Genomic DNA, 14,051 nt, shown 5'->3' on the forward strand with positions numbered 1-14,051 from the left:
CAGCGGGTTGGCTGCAGCCACCGCCGCATGCGGGTAGTACCAGCCGGGCTTCGCCGTGAAGCCGGTGGCGGCTTCGGGCATGACCAGCGGTGCGGCTTCGGAAGCGGCCAATGCCGGCAACACCGGAACCGGCGCCTTGGCCGCGGCCACACTGGCCAGCAGGCTGAGCAGCAGCCCACCGACAGACGGCTTGAACAAAGGCAATCGCGAAGCAGACATGCTGGCGATTCTGCTCGCGCAGCCCGCCATCCGGCGAAGGCTGCACCGAAGAGGCCCAAACCCTCAGGGGTTTCGGCCGAAACCTGCCACGCCTCGTGCATGCGGCCGATGCCCAGGGGCTCGTCTGGGGGATTGGCGAACAGACCGCAAACCCGAAGATGATGGGCATCATCAACTGCCCCGAGGAACAACATGGCCGACAAAGTGCTGGTGTTTTATGGCTCCTACCGCTCCGACCGCATGGGCATTCGCCTTGCAGACTACCTCGTCAAGGGCCTGAACGCGCGCGGCGCGGCGGCCGAGCTGGTGGACGCCAAGGCGGTGAACCTGCCGATGCTGGACCGCATGTACAAGGAGTACCCCAAGGGAGAGGCCCCCGCGGCGATGGAAGCGCTGGCGGAGAAGATCCGCACGGCGGACGCCTTTGTCTTCGTGACCGGCGAATACAACTGGGGGCCACAGCCCGGGCTGAAGAACCTGACCGACCATTTCCTGGAGGAATGGTTCTGGCGCCCCGCCGCGGTGGCCAGCTATTCGGCCGGCCGCTTCTCCGGCGTGCGCTCGGGCAGCATCTGGCACAGCATCCTGTCGGAGATGGGCATGGTGGTCATTTCCAGCGCACTGGCGGTCGGCCCGATCTCGCAGACGCTGGACGCCGACGGCAATCCCACAGGCGGCGCCGGCGAGTCGTTGCAAAAAGCCTTCCCGCGCTTTGCCGACGACCTGGCCTGGTGGACCGAAGCGGCCCGCGAACAGCGCACGCGCAAGGCGCCGCCGTACTGAACCGCAACGCATTGAAAAAAGGCCCGAAGGCCCTTTGTCGTGAAGTCGCTGCGCCGTGCTCAGTGCAGCGGCACGCCGGTCTTGCCCTGCACCTCTTCGCGGCTCACGCCCGGCGCGGTCTCGATCAGCTTCAGTCCTTCGGGGGTCACGTCCATCACGGCCAGGTCAGTGATGATGCGATTGACCACACCCAGGCCGGTCAATGGCAGCGTGCAGGCGGGCAGCAGCTTCATGTCCGTGCTGCCGTCCTTCTTGGTCGCCACGTGCTCCATCAGCACGATGACGCGGCCGACGCCTGCCACCAGGTCCATCGCGCCGCCCATGCCCTTGACCATCTTGCCGGGGATCATCCAGTTCGCCAGGTCGCCCTTTTCGCTGACCTGCATCGCACCGAGGATGGCCAGGTTGATCTTGCCGCCGCGGATCATGCCGAAGCTGTCCGCGCTGGAGAAGATCGACGAGCCGGGCAGCGTGGTCACCGTCTGCTTGCCGGCGTTGATCATGTCGGCGTCGACCTCTTCCTCGGTCGGGAACGGGCCGATGCCCAGCAGGCCGTTTTCGCTCTGCAACCAGACCTCCATGCCGCCAGGCACGTGGTTGGCCACCAAAGTGGGCAGGCCGATGCCCAGGTTCACGTAGAAGCCGTCCTGCAGTTCCTGTGCAGCGCGGGCGGCCATTTCATCGCGGGTCCATGCCATGGTGTGTGTCTCCTTCTGCTCAGGCCGATTTCCGGACCGTGCGTTGCTCGATGCGCTTTTCCGGCGTCGCGTTCAGCACGATGCGGTGCACGAAGATGCCGGGCAGGTGAACCTGGTCCGGGTCGATCTCGCCGGTCTCGACGATCTTCTCGACCTCGACGATGGTGATCTTGCCGGCCATGGCCACATTGGGGTTGAAGTTGCGCGCGGTCCGGCGGAACTGCAGGTTGCCGCTCTTGTCGGCCACGTAGGCCTTGACCAGCGACACGTCCGGCGTCAGCGAGCGCTCCATCACGTAGGTCTGGCCATCGAACTCGCGCAGTTCCTTGCCATCGGCCACGATGGTGCCCACGCCGGTCTTGGTGAAAAACGCCGGAATGCCGGCGCCGCCGGCGCGCAGCTTCTCGGCCAGCGTGCCCTGCGGCGTGAATTCGAGCTGCAACTCGCCGGCCAGGTACTGGCGCTCGAACTCCTTGTTCTCGCCCACGTAGCTGGAGATCATCTTCTTGATCTGCCGCGTGCTCAGCAGCTTGCCAAGGCCGAAGCCATCGACACCCGCGTTGTTCGAGATGACGGTGAGGTTCTGCTTGCCGCTGGCCTGCAGCGCGTCGATCAGCGCCTCGGGAATGCCGCAGAGGCCAAAGCCCCCGACGGCGAGCAGTTGGTCGTCCTGGACGACACCTTCCAGCGCAGCCGCTGCGCTCGGGTAGATCTTGTTCATGGGTTTGCCTCCGGGCTTGTTCGGATGTGCAAGCAGGTTACTACGTAACATATTACGTAGTCCACTAGGTAGATTTGACTAAGGCCATGACCCCAGACGCTCCCCGCAAGCCCTCGCCATTGCCCGCGAAACCGCTGGACACCGACAAGCTGCAGCGCCTTTGCAGCGAGATCTTCGCCCCCTGGGTGCAGGCGCTGGACCTGCAGGTGCGCGCGCTGGAGGGCAGCGAGCTGACGCTGGCCCTGCCCGTCACCGCGCCGCATGTGCATGCCGGCGGCGTGCTGTGCGGGCAGACGCTGATGGCCGCGGCCGACAGCGCGATGGTGCTGGCCATCTCGGCCCAACTGGGCGGCTTCCAGCCCATGACCACGGTGCAGTTGCAAACCAGCTTCCTGCGCCCGGTGCCTGGCGATGCCGGCGAAGTCCAGGTGCTGGCCCGGGTATTGAAGCTCGGCCGGCAGCTGGTGTTCGGCGAGATCGAATGCCGGCTCGCATCTGGGACACTCGCGGCCCACGCCACCACCACCTATGCGCTGCTTTGAACCGCAGCGTTGCCTTGCCTGCCCGCAATGATTGACCTGGACTACCGGATTGCCTTCGACCTGGCCCCGATCGGCATGGTGCTCTCGCGCTACCGCCTGGTGGTGGACTGCAACCAGCATGCGCTGGCCATGTTCAACGCCGAGAGTGCACAGCTGATCGGGCAGTCGTTCGAGGTGATGTACCCCAGCACCGCCGAGTACCAGCGCACCGGCGACCGCATCATTGCCAGCCTCGGCGAAGACGGACGCTATGCCGACGACCGCGTGATGAAGCGCATGAGCGGCGAGTTGTTCTGGTGCCACGTGTCCGGCCGCGCGCTGGATTCATCCGACCCGCACGCCGCTGGCATCTGGACCTTCGAGGACCTGTCGGCCCGGCGCGTGCTGAAGGTCGACTTCACCGGCCGCGAGCGCGAGATCGCCGCGCTGCTGATCGAGGGTGACACCAGCAAGCAGATCGGCAAGAAGCTCGCCATCAGCCCGCGCACGGTGGACGTCTACCGCGCCCGCCTGATGCGCAAGATGAACGCCAGCACCACGCCCGAGCTGGTGCACCGCTTGCTTGCGGTATGAATCCTCCGCCGCACCCCATTGCCCTCGTGACCACGTCCCAGCCCCTGCCCGCTTCGCTCTCTCAGCTTCACCACGGTCACGCCCGCTCGCCGCATTGCCGCAACTGCGAGCAGGACCTGACCCCGCTGCCCGATGCCGACTACTGCCCGCGCTGCGGCCAGGAGACGGTGCTGCATCCGCCCAGCTTCACCGAATTCGTGCACGAGTTCATCACCCACTACGTGGCGCTGGAAGGCGCGCTGTGGCGCACGCTGCGCATGCTGCTGACCCGGCCGGGTCAACTGACGCGCGAGTATTTCCATGGCAAACGCCGGCACTTTGTGCTGCCGTTGCGGTTGTACCTGACTGCGAGCTTCGTCTTTTTCCTGGTGATGAAGCTGACCGGCGGCGATGGCCGGCACATCATCGTGGGCTCGCACCTGCCCGCGACCGCAGCTTCGGCGCCGGCTGCAGCCAACAGCGCTGCTTCGTCCGCGTCGTCGGCCTCGGCAGACGCATCAGAGCCCGAAGTCGAACTGGACGACGACTCGGTCCTGGCCACCATCGACGATAAAGACCTGCAGCGCGAACAGCGCTGCCTCAAGGAATCCGACGCCTGCAGCGCCATCGATCACTTCGTGGCCCGCATGACGCACAAGGCCAGCGCGGCGCACCCGGAAGGGATGAGCCACCAGTTCGCGGCCAAGGCGCCTTACGCGGTGTTCCTGATGCTGCCATTTTTCGCCGCGCTGATGAAGCTGGCCTACCTTGGCCGCAAGCGCTCTTACGGCGAGCACTTCGTCTTCAGTCTGCATGTGCACAGCTTCTGGTTCATCGCGCTGCTGTGCATCCAGGTGCTGCCCAATGCGGTCATGGTCCTGCCGCTGCTGGCCATCCCCGTCTATGGCGCGCTGTCGATGAAGCGTGTGTACGGCGGTTCCTGGTGGGCCACCTTGCCACGCGCGCTGCTCATCTCGCTGGCCTACAGCCTGCTGCTGGCACTGGTGACCGGCGGGCTGGCGCTGTGGCTGCTGATGGTCGGCTGAGAGCGTTCAGGCGATCAGCGCCCTCAGCCAATCCGGCAGCGGTGCGGACTTGCCGGAGGGAAAGTCGACCCAGACGGTCGTCGCACCGCCCTCGGCGCAGACCACGCCAGGCCGGTCGGTGCGTTCCAGCGTGATGAAGGTGTCGAAGCTGCTGCGGCCAGGGTTGGCCACATAGTGCCTTGCCAGCACCTCGCCGGGGTATTCCAACTGCTTGAGGAAATTGCAGAAGGCGTTGACGATGACAGGGCCCTGGCCGCTCGGGTCCGGCTTGCCGCCCACCGCATGCAGCCACTCGACGCGCACGGTTTCCAGGTAGCGGAAATACATTGCGTTGTTGACATGGCCCATCAGGTCCATGTCACCCCAGCGGATGGGGATGCGCATCTCGTAGGTCAGCTTTTTTTCAGCCGGCAACGCGAATCGCATGCGCTCCCCCTTGATGCCGGAGATCAGTGCCCGAGCGCCTCGCGCAGCTCGGCCATCACGCGCTTGAGCTCCGCCAGCTCGCTGCCCTGGCGCACCACCTCGGCCTGCAGCGCTTCCCAGTCGGACCAGCTCGGCCCTGTTTGCCCGCCGCTGCCACCGGTGGCAGCGCCAGATGCGCCGGCCAAGGACGCCGGCGGCTCGCCGCACAGCAAATGCGCCCAGCGTGCCTCACGCTCGCCAGGTGAACGCGCCAGCTTGCGCACCCGCGCCGGCTGCTTGGTGGCCAGCTCGTCGAGGAAGGCATCGACCGAAGAGACGTCGGCAAAACGGTGCAGCCGTTCGCTGTTCAGTCGCAGCTCGGCAGCGGTCTGCGGGCCGCGCAGCATCAGCGTGGCCAGCAGCGCCGCGGACTGGCTGGGCACGCCCAGGCCACGCGGCATGTTGTGGTCGAAGCGCACCACGCGGCTGCCGCTGACTTCCGAGATCAGGTGCTTGCGCTTCAATTCGTCCAGCGCTTCGAGCAGGTCGCGCTCGCTGACCTCCATCACCGGTGCGCGTGCCGTCTTCTGGTTGCAGCCGGACTGCAGCGCGTTGAGCGACAGCGGGTAGCTGTCCGGCACCGTGTGCTGCTTCTCGACCAGCACCGCCAGCACGCGGGCCTGCAGCGTGGTCATGACCGGCACCGCTGCCGACACTTCGGCGGTGGGCGCCGCCTGTCCTTCTTCTTCGCTCATCGGCAGTTCAGACGCCAAAACCGTCGTCGGCCTGGATCACCGCGCCGTTGATGAAATGGCTCTGGCTGGCGCACAGCATCATCAGCGTGGCGTCCAGGTCCTGCGGCTGGCCGACGCGCTTGCGCGGCAGCATGGCCATCAGCTTCTTGCCACCTTCGGTTTCCCAGTGGTGGTGGTTGATCTCGGTGTCGATGTAGCCGGGGCAGATGGCATTGACATTGATGCCGTAGCGGCCCCACTCCAGCGCCTGCGCGCGGGTCATGTGGATGACCGCAGCCTTGCTCATGCCGTACAGGCCGATCTGGCCCAGCGCGCGCAGCCCGGCCATCGAGGCAATGTTGACGATGCGGCCGCCGATGAAGGTGCCGGGCGCCGCGCCGCGCGAGCGGGCGATCATGCGCTTGGCAACTTCCTGGGCGACGAAAAACGCGCCCTTGGTGTTGGTGTCCATCACATAGTCGTAGTCTTCCGGCGTGACGTCGGTCAACTTCTGCGTGGTGCTGACACCGGAGTTGTTGATCAGGATGTCCAGCGTGCCGGTTTCGGTCTCGGCATGGGCAACGGCGGACTTGATGCTGTCGTGGTCGGTCACGTCCAGCTTGACGACGTGGGCGTCGCCGCCGCCGCTCTCGATCTCGGCGCGCAAGGTCTTCAGCCGCTCGACACGGCGACCGGCCAGCACCACGGCGGCGCCGGCCTTGGCCAGGGTCTTGGCGAACTGGGCGCCGAGGCCGCCGGAGGCGCCGGTCACCAGGGCCACGCGGCCCGAGAGGTCAATGTTGTAGCTCATGGATGAAACCATAGCACGTGCCTCGCAGGCGTGACAGGCAGCGACGCAGGGGTATTTACGCGGGCGCAATGCAGCGGTTTTTCAGGCGCCAGGTCACCACGGAGACACAAAAGCACGACCGTGCTTTTTTTGAGCACAAGCCGCTAGAATTACCTCAAGCACGCCTGCGGCCGGCCCATGGCACGCGGAGACAAATTCATTCAAACGCAGAAAGAGACCCATGACCCCGAGCGAGTTGCTGGCCCAGTACGGCCCCCGTGAATCGATGGAGTACGACGTGGTCGTCGTCGGCGGCGGCCCCGCTGGCCTGTCGACCGCGATCCGCCTGAAGCAACTCGCCGCCGAAAAGGGTCGCGAGGTGAACGTGGTGGTGCTGGAAAAGGGCTCGGAACCGGGCGCGCACATCCTCTCGGGCGCAGTGATGGATCCGATCGCGATCACCGAGCTGTTCCCCGACTGGAAGGAACGTGGCGCGCCGCTGAACCAGCCGGTGACGGCCGACGAAGTGCTGTTCCTCTCCGAGGCTGGCGCCAGGAAGACACCCGACGGCCTGGTGCCGGAGTGCTTCCACAACGAAGGCAACTATGTCATCAGCCTGGGCGCGGTGACCAAGTGGCTGGCCGAGCAGGCCGAGGCCTTGGGCGTGGAAATCTTCCCTGGTTTTGCAGCGGCCGAAGTGCTCTACGACGAGCAGAACCGGGTCAAGGGCGTGGCCACCGGCAACCTGGGCGTGGGCAAGGACGGCGAACCCAACGACAGCTTCCAGCTCGGCATGGAACTGCACGGCAAGTACACCATCTTCGCCGAGGGCGCGCGCGGCCACCTGGGCAAGCAGTTGATCGCCAAATACCAGCTTGACGCCGGCAAGGACCCGCAGAGCTATGCCATCGGCATCAAGGAGCTGTGGGAAGTACCGGCTGCGCAGGCCAAGCCCGGCCTGGTGGTGCACACCGCCGGCTGGCCGATGGACCACGAGACCTACGGCGGCGGCTTCCTCTACCACCTCGAAGGCAACAAGGTCACGCTGGGCTTCGTGGTCGGCCTGGACTACAAAAACCCGTGGCTGAGTCCGTTCGAGGAAATGCAGCGCTGGAAGACGCACCCTGCGATCCGCAAGCACATCGAAGGCGGCAAGCGCCTGGGCTATGGCGCACGTGCCATCACGGCTGGCGGCATCCTCAGCCTGCCCACGCTGGTGTTCCCGGGCGGCGCACTCGTCGGCTGCGAAGCCGGCACGCTGAACGCGGCCCGCATCAAGGGCAGCCACGCGGCGATCAAGACCGGCATGCTGGTAGCAGAAGCTGCGTTTGACGCACTCGGCGCCGGGCGTGCCCAGGACGAGCTGACCGCCTACCCGGCCGCCTTCGAGCAGAGCTGGCTGAAGACCGAGCTGATGCGCTCGAAGAACTTCAAGCAGTGGTTCAAGAAGGGCAACACCGTGGGCACGCTGATGACCGGCATCGAACAGTGGCTGCTGCCCAAGCTGGGCGTGCAAAGCCCGCCGTGGACGATCCACCGCACAGCACCCGACCACGTCTACCTGCGCCCGGCCAACGAATCAACCAAGATCGACTACCCCAAGCCCGACGGCAAGCTGACCTTCGACCGCCTCTCGTCGGTCTTCATCAGCAACACCAACCACGAAGAGAACCAGCCGGCCCACCTGACGCTCAAGGACAACGCGGTACCGGTGCAGGTCAACCTGGCCAAGTTCGCCGGCCCGGAGAGTCGTTACTGCCCGGCGGGTGTCTACGAATTCGTCGAAGAAGCCGGCACGCAGCGCCTGCAGATCAACGCGCAGAACTGCGTGCACTGCAAGACCTGCGACATCAAGGACCCGACGCAGAACATCGTCTGGGTCACGCCCGAAGGCGGCGGTGGGCCGAACTACGCAGGCATGTGAGCCTTGCGCTGGGTTCGCTCGGATTGCAGCCACATCAATTGCGGTCTTCCATGGTCTGGCTGACCATCACAGCATCGCGTTGGTCTGACGCCTGACCTCGTCGGCAAGTGGGTGCAGCGCATCGGCGCGCTCCGTGCCGACCACGCTGTAGCCCAGCCCATGCGCGGCCCAGGTGAAGCCCGCAATATTGCCTGTGTGCTGTTTCAGCATCGGCGTATCGTGCTCGATCGCCATGGGCCTCACCACCATGGCCAGGCGCGTGCCGTTTGCATCGTCGTAGAAGAACATGCCGGCAGGACCATGTTCGGTAGAAACGAGTCGGCCGCCGATGTAGCGGAATCCTGATCCGGAGAGATCCGGTACAGAGACGGCACGCTTCAATCTGGCCGAGACCCAACTGACCAACTCAGTCTGGCGCTCAGGCCCCATTTCGACAGGGCGCAGCGGATCGGCTGCGTACACCGCATAGCTGCTCGTGGCTTCGCGAGCCAGCGCGGCGATGCCACCATGGCCGTCGGGCCACACCCCGCGAACAGACCATCCCCCCAAGCCGCCCGCTCCCAAGGCCAAGACCACGGCGGCGGCCATGCTCCAAGGCCAGGGGCGGGGCGTCCGGCGCTCTTCGAGCATGCGCTGCAAGTTCAACCTGGGCGGGACAGGCTCGTCCGCAATGCCCGCCAGCGCGCTGCGCAGGCCCTGCCGCTGGGCGGCGAAACCCGCCACCTGCGCCGCGGCCTCGGGATGGTGGTCCAGGTAGTGCTGCACCTCACGCCGGCGCGCCGCATCGAGGCAGTGGTCCACGTAGGCGTGCAAATCCTCTTCGAGGATGGGTTGCGGTGTCGGGTTGTCTGCGCTCATCTACTTCAGTCTCCGCAGCGCGGGTTGCGAGCCTCGCTCAGGTTTTTGCTGGCGCGGCTCACCCTCCATGGCACGCAGCAACCTCTCCCGGCCGCGGGCCAATCGCGACATCACGGTTCCGATCGGTATGTCCAGGGCCTTGGCCGCTTCCGCATAGGAAAAATCCTCCACGGACACGAGCAGGATGACGCTTCGCTGCTCATGCGGCAATCGGTCCAGGAAGCCCAGCAGTTCATGGTGCCGAATGTGGGCCTCCTGAGCGGCGGGCGTCACCATCTCCTTCTCTTCGACGTCCTCAATTGCAAGATGGAGGCCGCGGCGCCTCTGCTGCCGCAGCCAGTCCATCGCCAGGTTGTGCGCGATGGAGAAGACCCATTGCCGCGTATCGTCCTGGTGGCGCCGCTGCTCCCATCGCTTGACGACTCGCTCCAGGCAATCTTGCACCAGGTCGTCGGCCAAGTGTGGATCATGCATCAGCGCACGCGCGTAGCGCCGCAAGGTCGGCACCATCGGTTCGACAAGCGCCAGCAGATCCTTCATGTCAATCGAAGTCCTGAATGCCAGCCTTCACACTGGGTGGGGCCGCTCATGCCAAAGCCCGCAAGAGCAGGTTGCGTGAGACGGACATTCACATGCCCTGCACTTGAACCGGCGCGCCAGGCGTATCACCGTTGTGAGGTGCAATGACCAGGTAGCGACGCTGCGCCCCAGCCTGCCCCTGCACAGTTTGCCGGATGGGCCCAATGGCATTGACGATGGCAGACCCCGCCGGGTTGGTCATGAAATTTGCGAGTGGCTGCAGGATGCCCGAGCCATCGGCCTTGTCCGCCAGCGCCAGCACATACGCCTGCTTGGGTGCGAGCCCGGTCGCAGAGGCTTGCACCACCTGCAGCAAGCCCTGGTCGAACAGCGCGACGCTGGTAGGCGGGTTGTCGCTGCTGCTGCCCCGCCCATTCTCCAGCGGAACCAGAAACAATTGCGCCAGTTGACCGGCAACGCCAAGAGGCTGCAAGCCCTGCATGCCGTCGCCTTCGGGCACGGCATTCGGCACATAGGCAATCGCCTGCGGCGCCTGGCCGACGGGCACGGTCCCGACGACGGCATTGGTGGCTGTGTCAATCGCGGCAAGCGCGTCGGCATTTTCCAGGCCCACGTACATGCGGGTACCGTCACCCGACGGCCAGATGCCGTGCGGCAGCTTGCCAACCGGGATGGTGGCGACAAGCGAGAAGTCGTCGGTACGGAAGACCTTGACCTGATTCAAGCCGCCAATGCTCACGTAGGCGAACTGGCCGCGCTTCGTGTTGGCGAAGTTGACGTGATTGGTGATGGGTCCGGTATCGAACGATTTGATCACCGAGAACGGTGGCCTGGCGTCAAAGACCATCGTCCTGCCAATGTCCTTGAGCGTCAGCCAGACCTGCTTTCCGTCAGGCGTTGCGGCAATGTTGGGGCAGAAGGGACTGTCCTGCCGGACGCGGCCGACGATCTGGTGCGTCGCGACCGAAACGACATCAGTTTCCGGATTGAAGGACGAGCAGATGTAGCCGTATTGGCCGTCGGGCGAGAAGATCTGCATGCCGGGACCCGATGGGGTGGTGATGCGCGTCTTCTCCAGGAACGTGGCCGCGTCGAGCACGGCGATGTAGTTCTCGCCGCGAACCGTCACCCAGACCTCCTTGCCGTCCGGCGTGTAGAAGGCTTCGTGCGGCGAGCGCCCGAGATAGGTCGTATGCTTCACCGCATTGGTGGCGGTGTCGATGAAGGTCACCGAATTCGACCCGATGGAGACGACAGCCAGGGTGCGATGGTCAGGCGAGAAGCCCATGCCGTGCACCAGCACCTGCCCGCGGTAAAGCGGGCTGAAGTTGCCGGGCGACGGGTCGCCCAGGCGAATCAAGCCGAGCAGCTTGTTGTCCGCCGGGTCGGTCACCGACACCGTGTTGGAGAACTGCTCGGCGGCGTAGAGGCGGTCCCGATGGCTGATGGGAATGTCGGCGGTCGCTGAAGCGCCGGGCGCCTGGCCGGCCTGCGCCCAAGCAAAAGCCGTGGCGAGCGCTGTGCCGAGGATGGCGTCGACGATGCGTGGATGTTTCATGGTTGCGGAGCTCATTGGGGGTTGTGGACGTGAGGCGTGCAATGTGTGCCGAGAACCGCTCCGTCGGGACCAGTAGAAGCAGCTGCGCCGGCTGGTGCGGCTGGAGCAGCTGAGACGGCAGGTGCCAGGAATGGCGTGCCCTGGGTCGGCGCGGGCGCGGAAGGCGGCAGCGGCAGGCCCAGCGCAAGGTGCATGGCGGCGATCTCCTGCTGTTGCTCGACGATGATCTCCTGCGCGATCCGCCGCAGTTGCTCGTTGTGCCCGTAGCGCAGTTCGGACAGCGCCATGTCGATGGCGCCTTGGTGATGCGGAATCATCATCAAGGCGAAGTCCCGGTCAATGTCACCCGAAGGCGTCAACGCCATGCCGTCCATCATGCGGGCCATGGCCGCGTCGTTCTCGGCAGCAAAGGCAGCCTGCGGTGAGTCCGCAGAGACGTTGCAGACCACGAGCAAGCTTGCAAGCATGGCGAGGACACCAGCTGCAGGTATCGTGGTTCGTCGCAAGGGCGTTGCGTCGGAATGTGTCATGGCAGGTCGGAAAGTGGTGTCGGCTACAGGGGTAGACGACGCGCTGCCGCACTTATTCCAGTTGCCGGTCGATTTTTCTTCGATGGCCTCGAAGCGCAGCCCCTCTGCCATCGGGCTTCAAGTCGGAGGAGGCGCATGCCCCGGCGGTCTGTAGGCACCGGGCCTGCGCCAGGCTTTGCCGTCAGCCTGGCGGCCGCATCCCGGGCACACCTGCAAGGTAGCGGCCCAAGGCCGCGATGGCATGCCGGACCTTGGCCGGCTGGGCATCTCGCTGCGGGGTGAGAGCCCAGACGTCCAGCGAACCGGCCTGCCATTCCGGCAGCAGGTGGCGCAGACGGCCGGCTTCCAGGGCCTCGTGCACGTCCACCATGCCCAACATCGCCGGCCCTAGGCCGGCCTCGCACATCTGCTGGATCGACAGCTGGTTGTTGCTCCCGATGCGCGGCTGGATGCGCAAGGTCTGCAGCTGACCGGCCGGCCCCCGGAAACTGGGCATCAGCACACCGCCCGTGCGCGCAAAGCCGACCCACGCATGGCCCAGCAAGGCTTCCGGCGAGGCCGGTTCGCCATGCTGGGCCAGCCATTGCGGTGAGGCACACAGGCACCAGTCGAAACTGCCCAGCCGCCGCGCCGCCCAGGGCATGTCCGGCACCTTGCCAAAGCGCACCGCCAGGTCCACCCGGGCCTCGATCAGGTCCACCGGTGAATCGTCCACCAGCAACTGCAGGCTGAGCGCCGGATGAGACGCCAGCAGCTCGCCCAGCGCAGGGGCAATGTGGCGCGCAAAACCTACCGTTGCAGCAATGCGCAGCTCGCCACTGGGCGCTTCGCGTGCGCTGTGCAGTTCCGCCCGCGCCAGCTCGGCCTGCGCCACCATCGCGGCACAGGCCACATGCAGGCGCTCACCGGCGTCGGTCAGCCTGAGCTTGCGGGTGGAGCGGTGCAGCAAGGTCACGCCGCCGTCTTTCTCCAGCAGCCGCACCTGCTGGCTCACCGCCGAAGGGCTCATGCCCAGGGCTCGCCCTGCGGCGCTCATCGAGCGGTGCCGCACCACCGCGGCAAACACGGCCAAGCGCCGCAAATCATCCATCTTGAAGCCCTACTTCAAACTGATAGCAATTCTGACCCGCTACCGCACTGCTTGTGAAGCAGACAAACTGCATGGCACTGCAATCCAACCGGAGTTTCTTCATGCGCATCGCCCTGATCGGCGCCACCGGCTTTGTCGGCACGCCCACCCTGACCGAACTGCTGCAACGCGGCCACCAGGTGACCGTGCTGGCACGCCATCCCGAGAAGCTTCCCGCTCAGCCGAACCTCACCGTCGTGAAGGCCGACGCGCTGGTGGCCGACCAAGTCGCCGCCGCGGTGCGCGGCCATGACGCGGTGCTCAGCGCCTACAACCCAGGCTGGGGCAACCCCGACATCCACGACGAATTCCTGCGCGGCTACGACGCACAGGTCGCCGGCGTGAAGCAGTCCGGCGTGAAGCGTTTCGTGATGGTGGGTGGCGCCGGCAGCCTGTTCGTCGCCCCCGGCGTGCAATTGGTGGACACGCCAGGCTTCCCGGCCGAGATAAAGGCCGCCGCCTCCGCCGCACGCGAGGCCCTGAACCGCCTGCGCGGCGAAGATTCGCTGGAATGGACTTTCCTGTCTCCACCCATCCTGCTGCAACCCGGCGAGCGCAGCGGCAACTACCGGCTGGGCAGCGAGCAGCCGTTGATGGACGGCGACCAGCCCGGCCACATCTCGGTGGCCGACCTGGCAGTGGCGCTGGTGGACGAGCTGGAGAACCCGCGCCACGTGCGGGCACGCTTCACCGTCGCCAGCTGAGCACCGCAGCGCAGCAGTTCTGCCGAGCTGCTGCGCAACAATGCGCGGCATGCAACTTCCACGCTGGCTGCTCGCGGGGCTGCGCCTACCCACCTACGGCTTGAACGGCATTTCGGTTTCGCTGGGGCTGGCGCTGGTGCAGTTGCTGGTCTGGCCCATCGGTGGCGCGTCCGCAGCCTTCGTGGCCGCCTCCGGCGCGATCTATGCCAGCCTGGCCGACACGCCGCTGGCGCCGGACCGGACACGCTACCGGGTATTCACCGCGGCGTTGGTCGGCACCTGCTGCAGCGCGCTGGTGCTGGCGGTCGCCGCGCATCC

The 14,051-nt window shown here is 65.9% G+C and carries 17 protein-coding genes and 1 pseudogene; 7 read left to right on the top strand and 11 right to left on the bottom strand.

The features are described 5' to 3' along the window. Positions 1-219, bottom strand: a pseudogene (locus FKP22_RS07350) (gamma-glutamyltransferase); the annotation flags it as partial. 192 nt (positions 220-411) lie between these two features. Here FKP22_RS07350 and FKP22_RS07355 point away from each other — a divergent pair. Further along, positions 412-1,002 carry an NADPH-dependent FMN reductase gene (locus FKP22_RS07355; RefSeq protein ID WP_141286637.1) on the top strand — a complete coding sequence of 197 codons (591 nt, stop codon included), beginning with the start codon at positions 412-414 and terminating at the stop codon, positions 1,000-1,002. A gap of 59 nt (positions 1,003-1,061) precedes the next feature. Here the strand turns inward: FKP22_RS07355 and FKP22_RS07360 are convergent, their stop codons facing one another. Both FKP22_RS07360 and FKP22_RS07365 read right to left on the bottom strand, forming a co-directional pair. Next, positions 1,062-1,700, bottom strand: a complete 639-nt coding sequence (locus tag FKP22_RS07360) for a CoA transferase subunit B (protein WP_141286639.1) — start codon at positions 1,698-1,700, stop codon at positions 1,062-1,064. Between the two features lie 19 nt (positions 1,701-1,719). Further along, on the bottom strand, positions 1,720-2,421 hold the full coding sequence (locus FKP22_RS07365) for a CoA transferase subunit A (protein ID WP_141286640.1): 702 nt from the start codon (positions 2,419-2,421) through the stop codon (positions 1,720-1,722). An 86-nt stretch (positions 2,422-2,507) separates the two neighbouring features. On the opposite strand from FKP22_RS07365, the gene FKP22_RS07370 reads away from it, so the two are divergent. From FKP22_RS07370 to FKP22_RS07380, 3 genes are read left to right on the top strand one after another with little or no spacing between them, the layout of a single operon-like run. Beyond that, positions 2,508-2,963, top strand: a complete 456-nt coding sequence (locus tag FKP22_RS07370) for a PaaI family thioesterase (RefSeq protein WP_141286643.1) — start codon at positions 2,508-2,510, stop codon at positions 2,961-2,963. A gap of 27 nt (positions 2,964-2,990) precedes the next feature. Continuing rightward, positions 2,991-3,536: a PAS and helix-turn-helix domain-containing protein gene (locus FKP22_RS07375; protein ID WP_141286645.1), complete on the top strand. Its 546-nt coding sequence runs from the start codon at positions 2,991-2,993 to the stop codon at positions 3,534-3,536. Between the two features lie 26 nt (positions 3,537-3,562). Beyond that, positions 3,563-4,561, top strand: a complete 999-nt coding sequence (locus tag FKP22_RS07380) for a DUF3667 domain-containing protein (RefSeq protein ID WP_170200793.1) — start codon at positions 3,563-3,565, stop codon at positions 4,559-4,561. 6 nt (positions 4,562-4,567) lie between these two features. On the opposite strand, the gene FKP22_RS07385 is transcribed toward FKP22_RS07380, so the two are convergent. From FKP22_RS07385 to FKP22_RS07395, 3 genes are read right to left on the bottom strand one after another with little or no spacing between them, the layout of a single operon-like run. Continuing rightward, positions 4,568-4,987 (bottom strand): acyl-CoA thioesterase, encoded by a 420-nt coding sequence (locus tag FKP22_RS07385; RefSeq protein WP_141286649.1) that lies wholly within the window; start codon positions 4,985-4,987, stop codon positions 4,568-4,570. A 23-nt stretch (positions 4,988-5,010) separates the two neighbouring features. Next, positions 5,011-5,721: a YceH family protein gene (locus FKP22_RS07390; RefSeq protein ID WP_231011216.1), complete on the bottom strand. Its 711-nt coding sequence runs from the start codon at positions 5,719-5,721 to the stop codon at positions 5,011-5,013. Positions 5,722-5,728: 7 nt separating this feature from the next. Further along, positions 5,729-6,511: an SDR family oxidoreductase gene (locus FKP22_RS07395; protein ID WP_141286651.1), complete on the bottom strand. Its 783-nt coding sequence runs from the start codon at positions 6,509-6,511 to the stop codon at positions 5,729-5,731. A gap of 220 nt (positions 6,512-6,731) precedes the next feature. Between FKP22_RS07395 and FKP22_RS07400 the strand changes: the two genes are divergently transcribed. Then, positions 6,732-8,414 carry an electron transfer flavoprotein-ubiquinone oxidoreductase gene (locus FKP22_RS07400; RefSeq protein WP_141286653.1) on the top strand — a complete coding sequence of 561 codons (1,683 nt, stop codon included), beginning with the start codon at positions 6,732-6,734 and terminating at the stop codon, positions 8,412-8,414. Between the two features lie 66 nt (positions 8,415-8,480). Here FKP22_RS07400 and FKP22_RS07405 read toward each other — a convergent pair whose 3' ends face one another. From FKP22_RS07405 to FKP22_RS07425, 5 genes are all read right to left on the bottom strand, one after another. Then, a complete protein-coding gene (locus tag FKP22_RS07405) occupies positions 8,481-9,272 on the bottom strand; it encodes an anti-sigma factor family protein (protein WP_141286655.1) in 792 nt (263 codons plus the stop codon). Next, positions 9,273-9,818, bottom strand: coding sequence for an RNA polymerase sigma factor (locus tag FKP22_RS07410; RefSeq protein WP_375140564.1), 546 nt, complete (start codon positions 9,816-9,818; stop codon positions 9,273-9,275). 82 nt (positions 9,819-9,900) lie between these two features. After that, positions 9,901-11,370, bottom strand: coding sequence for a YncE family protein (locus FKP22_RS07415; RefSeq protein ID WP_141286665.1), 1,470 nt, complete (start codon positions 11,368-11,370; stop codon positions 9,901-9,903). An 11-nt stretch (positions 11,371-11,381) separates the two neighbouring features. Beyond that, entirely contained in the window at positions 11,382-11,837 is a 456-nt protein-coding gene (locus FKP22_RS07420; protein ID WP_231011250.1) for a DUF305 domain-containing protein, read from the bottom strand. A 244-nt stretch (positions 11,838-12,081) separates the two neighbouring features. Next, positions 12,082-12,990, bottom strand: coding sequence for a LysR family transcriptional regulator (locus tag FKP22_RS07425; protein WP_141286659.1), 909 nt, complete (start codon positions 12,988-12,990; stop codon positions 12,082-12,084). Between the two features lie 101 nt (positions 12,991-13,091). On the opposite strand from FKP22_RS07425, the gene FKP22_RS07430 reads away from it, so the two are divergent. Then, positions 13,092-13,733 (top strand): NAD(P)-dependent oxidoreductase, encoded by a 642-nt coding sequence (locus FKP22_RS07430; protein WP_141286661.1) that lies wholly within the window; start codon positions 13,092-13,094, stop codon positions 13,731-13,733. Positions 13,734-13,782: 49 nt separating this feature from the next. After that, positions 13,783-14,051: hypothetical protein (locus FKP22_RS07435; protein WP_211361328.1), on the top strand; the 269-nt coding region annotated here is incomplete at its 3' end.

The organism is Ideonella azotifigens (genome assembly GCF_006519715.1).
GTDB classification, from domain to species: Bacteria; Pseudomonadota; Gammaproteobacteria; order Burkholderiales; family Burkholderiaceae_C; genus Ideonella; species Ideonella azotifigens.

Bases quoted from the DNA above. Each gene is read 5' to 3' on its own strand.
- FKP22_RS07430 (WP_141286661.1), top strand. From the start codon at position 13,092: ATGCGCATCGCCCTGATCGGCGCCACCGGCTTTGTCGGCACGCCCACC.
- FKP22_RS07400 (WP_141286653.1), top strand. From the start codon at position 6,732: ATGACCCCGAGCGAGTTGCTGGCCCAGTACGGCCCCCGTGAATCGATG.
- FKP22_RS07370 (WP_141286643.1), top strand. From the start codon at position 2,508: ATGACCCCAGACGCTCCCCGCAAGCCCTCGCCATTGCCCGCGAAACCG.
- FKP22_RS07395 (WP_141286651.1), bottom strand. From the start codon at position 6,511: ATGAGCTACAACATTGACCTCTCGGGCCGCGTGGCCCTGGTGACCGGC.
- FKP22_RS07360 (WP_141286639.1), bottom strand. From the start codon at position 1,700: ATGGCATGGACCCGCGATGAAATGGCCGCCCGCGCTGCACAGGAACTG.
- FKP22_RS07375 (WP_141286645.1), top strand. From the start codon at position 2,991: ATGATTGACCTGGACTACCGGATTGCCTTCGACCTGGCCCCGATCGGC.
- FKP22_RS07425 (WP_141286659.1), bottom strand. From the start codon at position 12,990: ATGGATGATTTGCGGCGCTTGGCCGTGTTTGCCGCGGTGGTGCGGCAC.
- FKP22_RS07415 (WP_141286665.1), bottom strand. From the start codon at position 11,370: ATGAAACATCCACGCATCGTCGACGCCATCCTCGGCACAGCGCTCGCC.
- FKP22_RS07355 (WP_141286637.1), top strand. From the start codon at position 412: ATGGCCGACAAAGTGCTGGTGTTTTATGGCTCCTACCGCTCCGACCGC.
- FKP22_RS07420 (WP_231011250.1), bottom strand. From the start codon at position 11,837: ATGCTTGCAAGCTTGCTCGTGGTCTGCAACGTCTCTGCGGACTCACCG.
- FKP22_RS07385 (WP_141286649.1), bottom strand. From the start codon at position 4,987: ATGCGATTCGCGTTGCCGGCTGAAAAAAAGCTGACCTACGAGATGCGC.
- FKP22_RS07405 (WP_141286655.1), bottom strand. From the start codon at position 9,272: ATGAGCGCAGACAACCCGACACCGCAACCCATCCTCGAAGAGGATTTG.
- FKP22_RS07390 (WP_231011216.1), bottom strand. From the start codon at position 5,721: ATGAGCGAAGAAGAAGGACAGGCGGCGCCCACCGCCGAAGTGTCGGCA.
- FKP22_RS07365 (WP_141286640.1), bottom strand. From the start codon at position 2,421: ATGAACAAGATCTACCCGAGCGCAGCGGCTGCGCTGGAAGGTGTCGTC.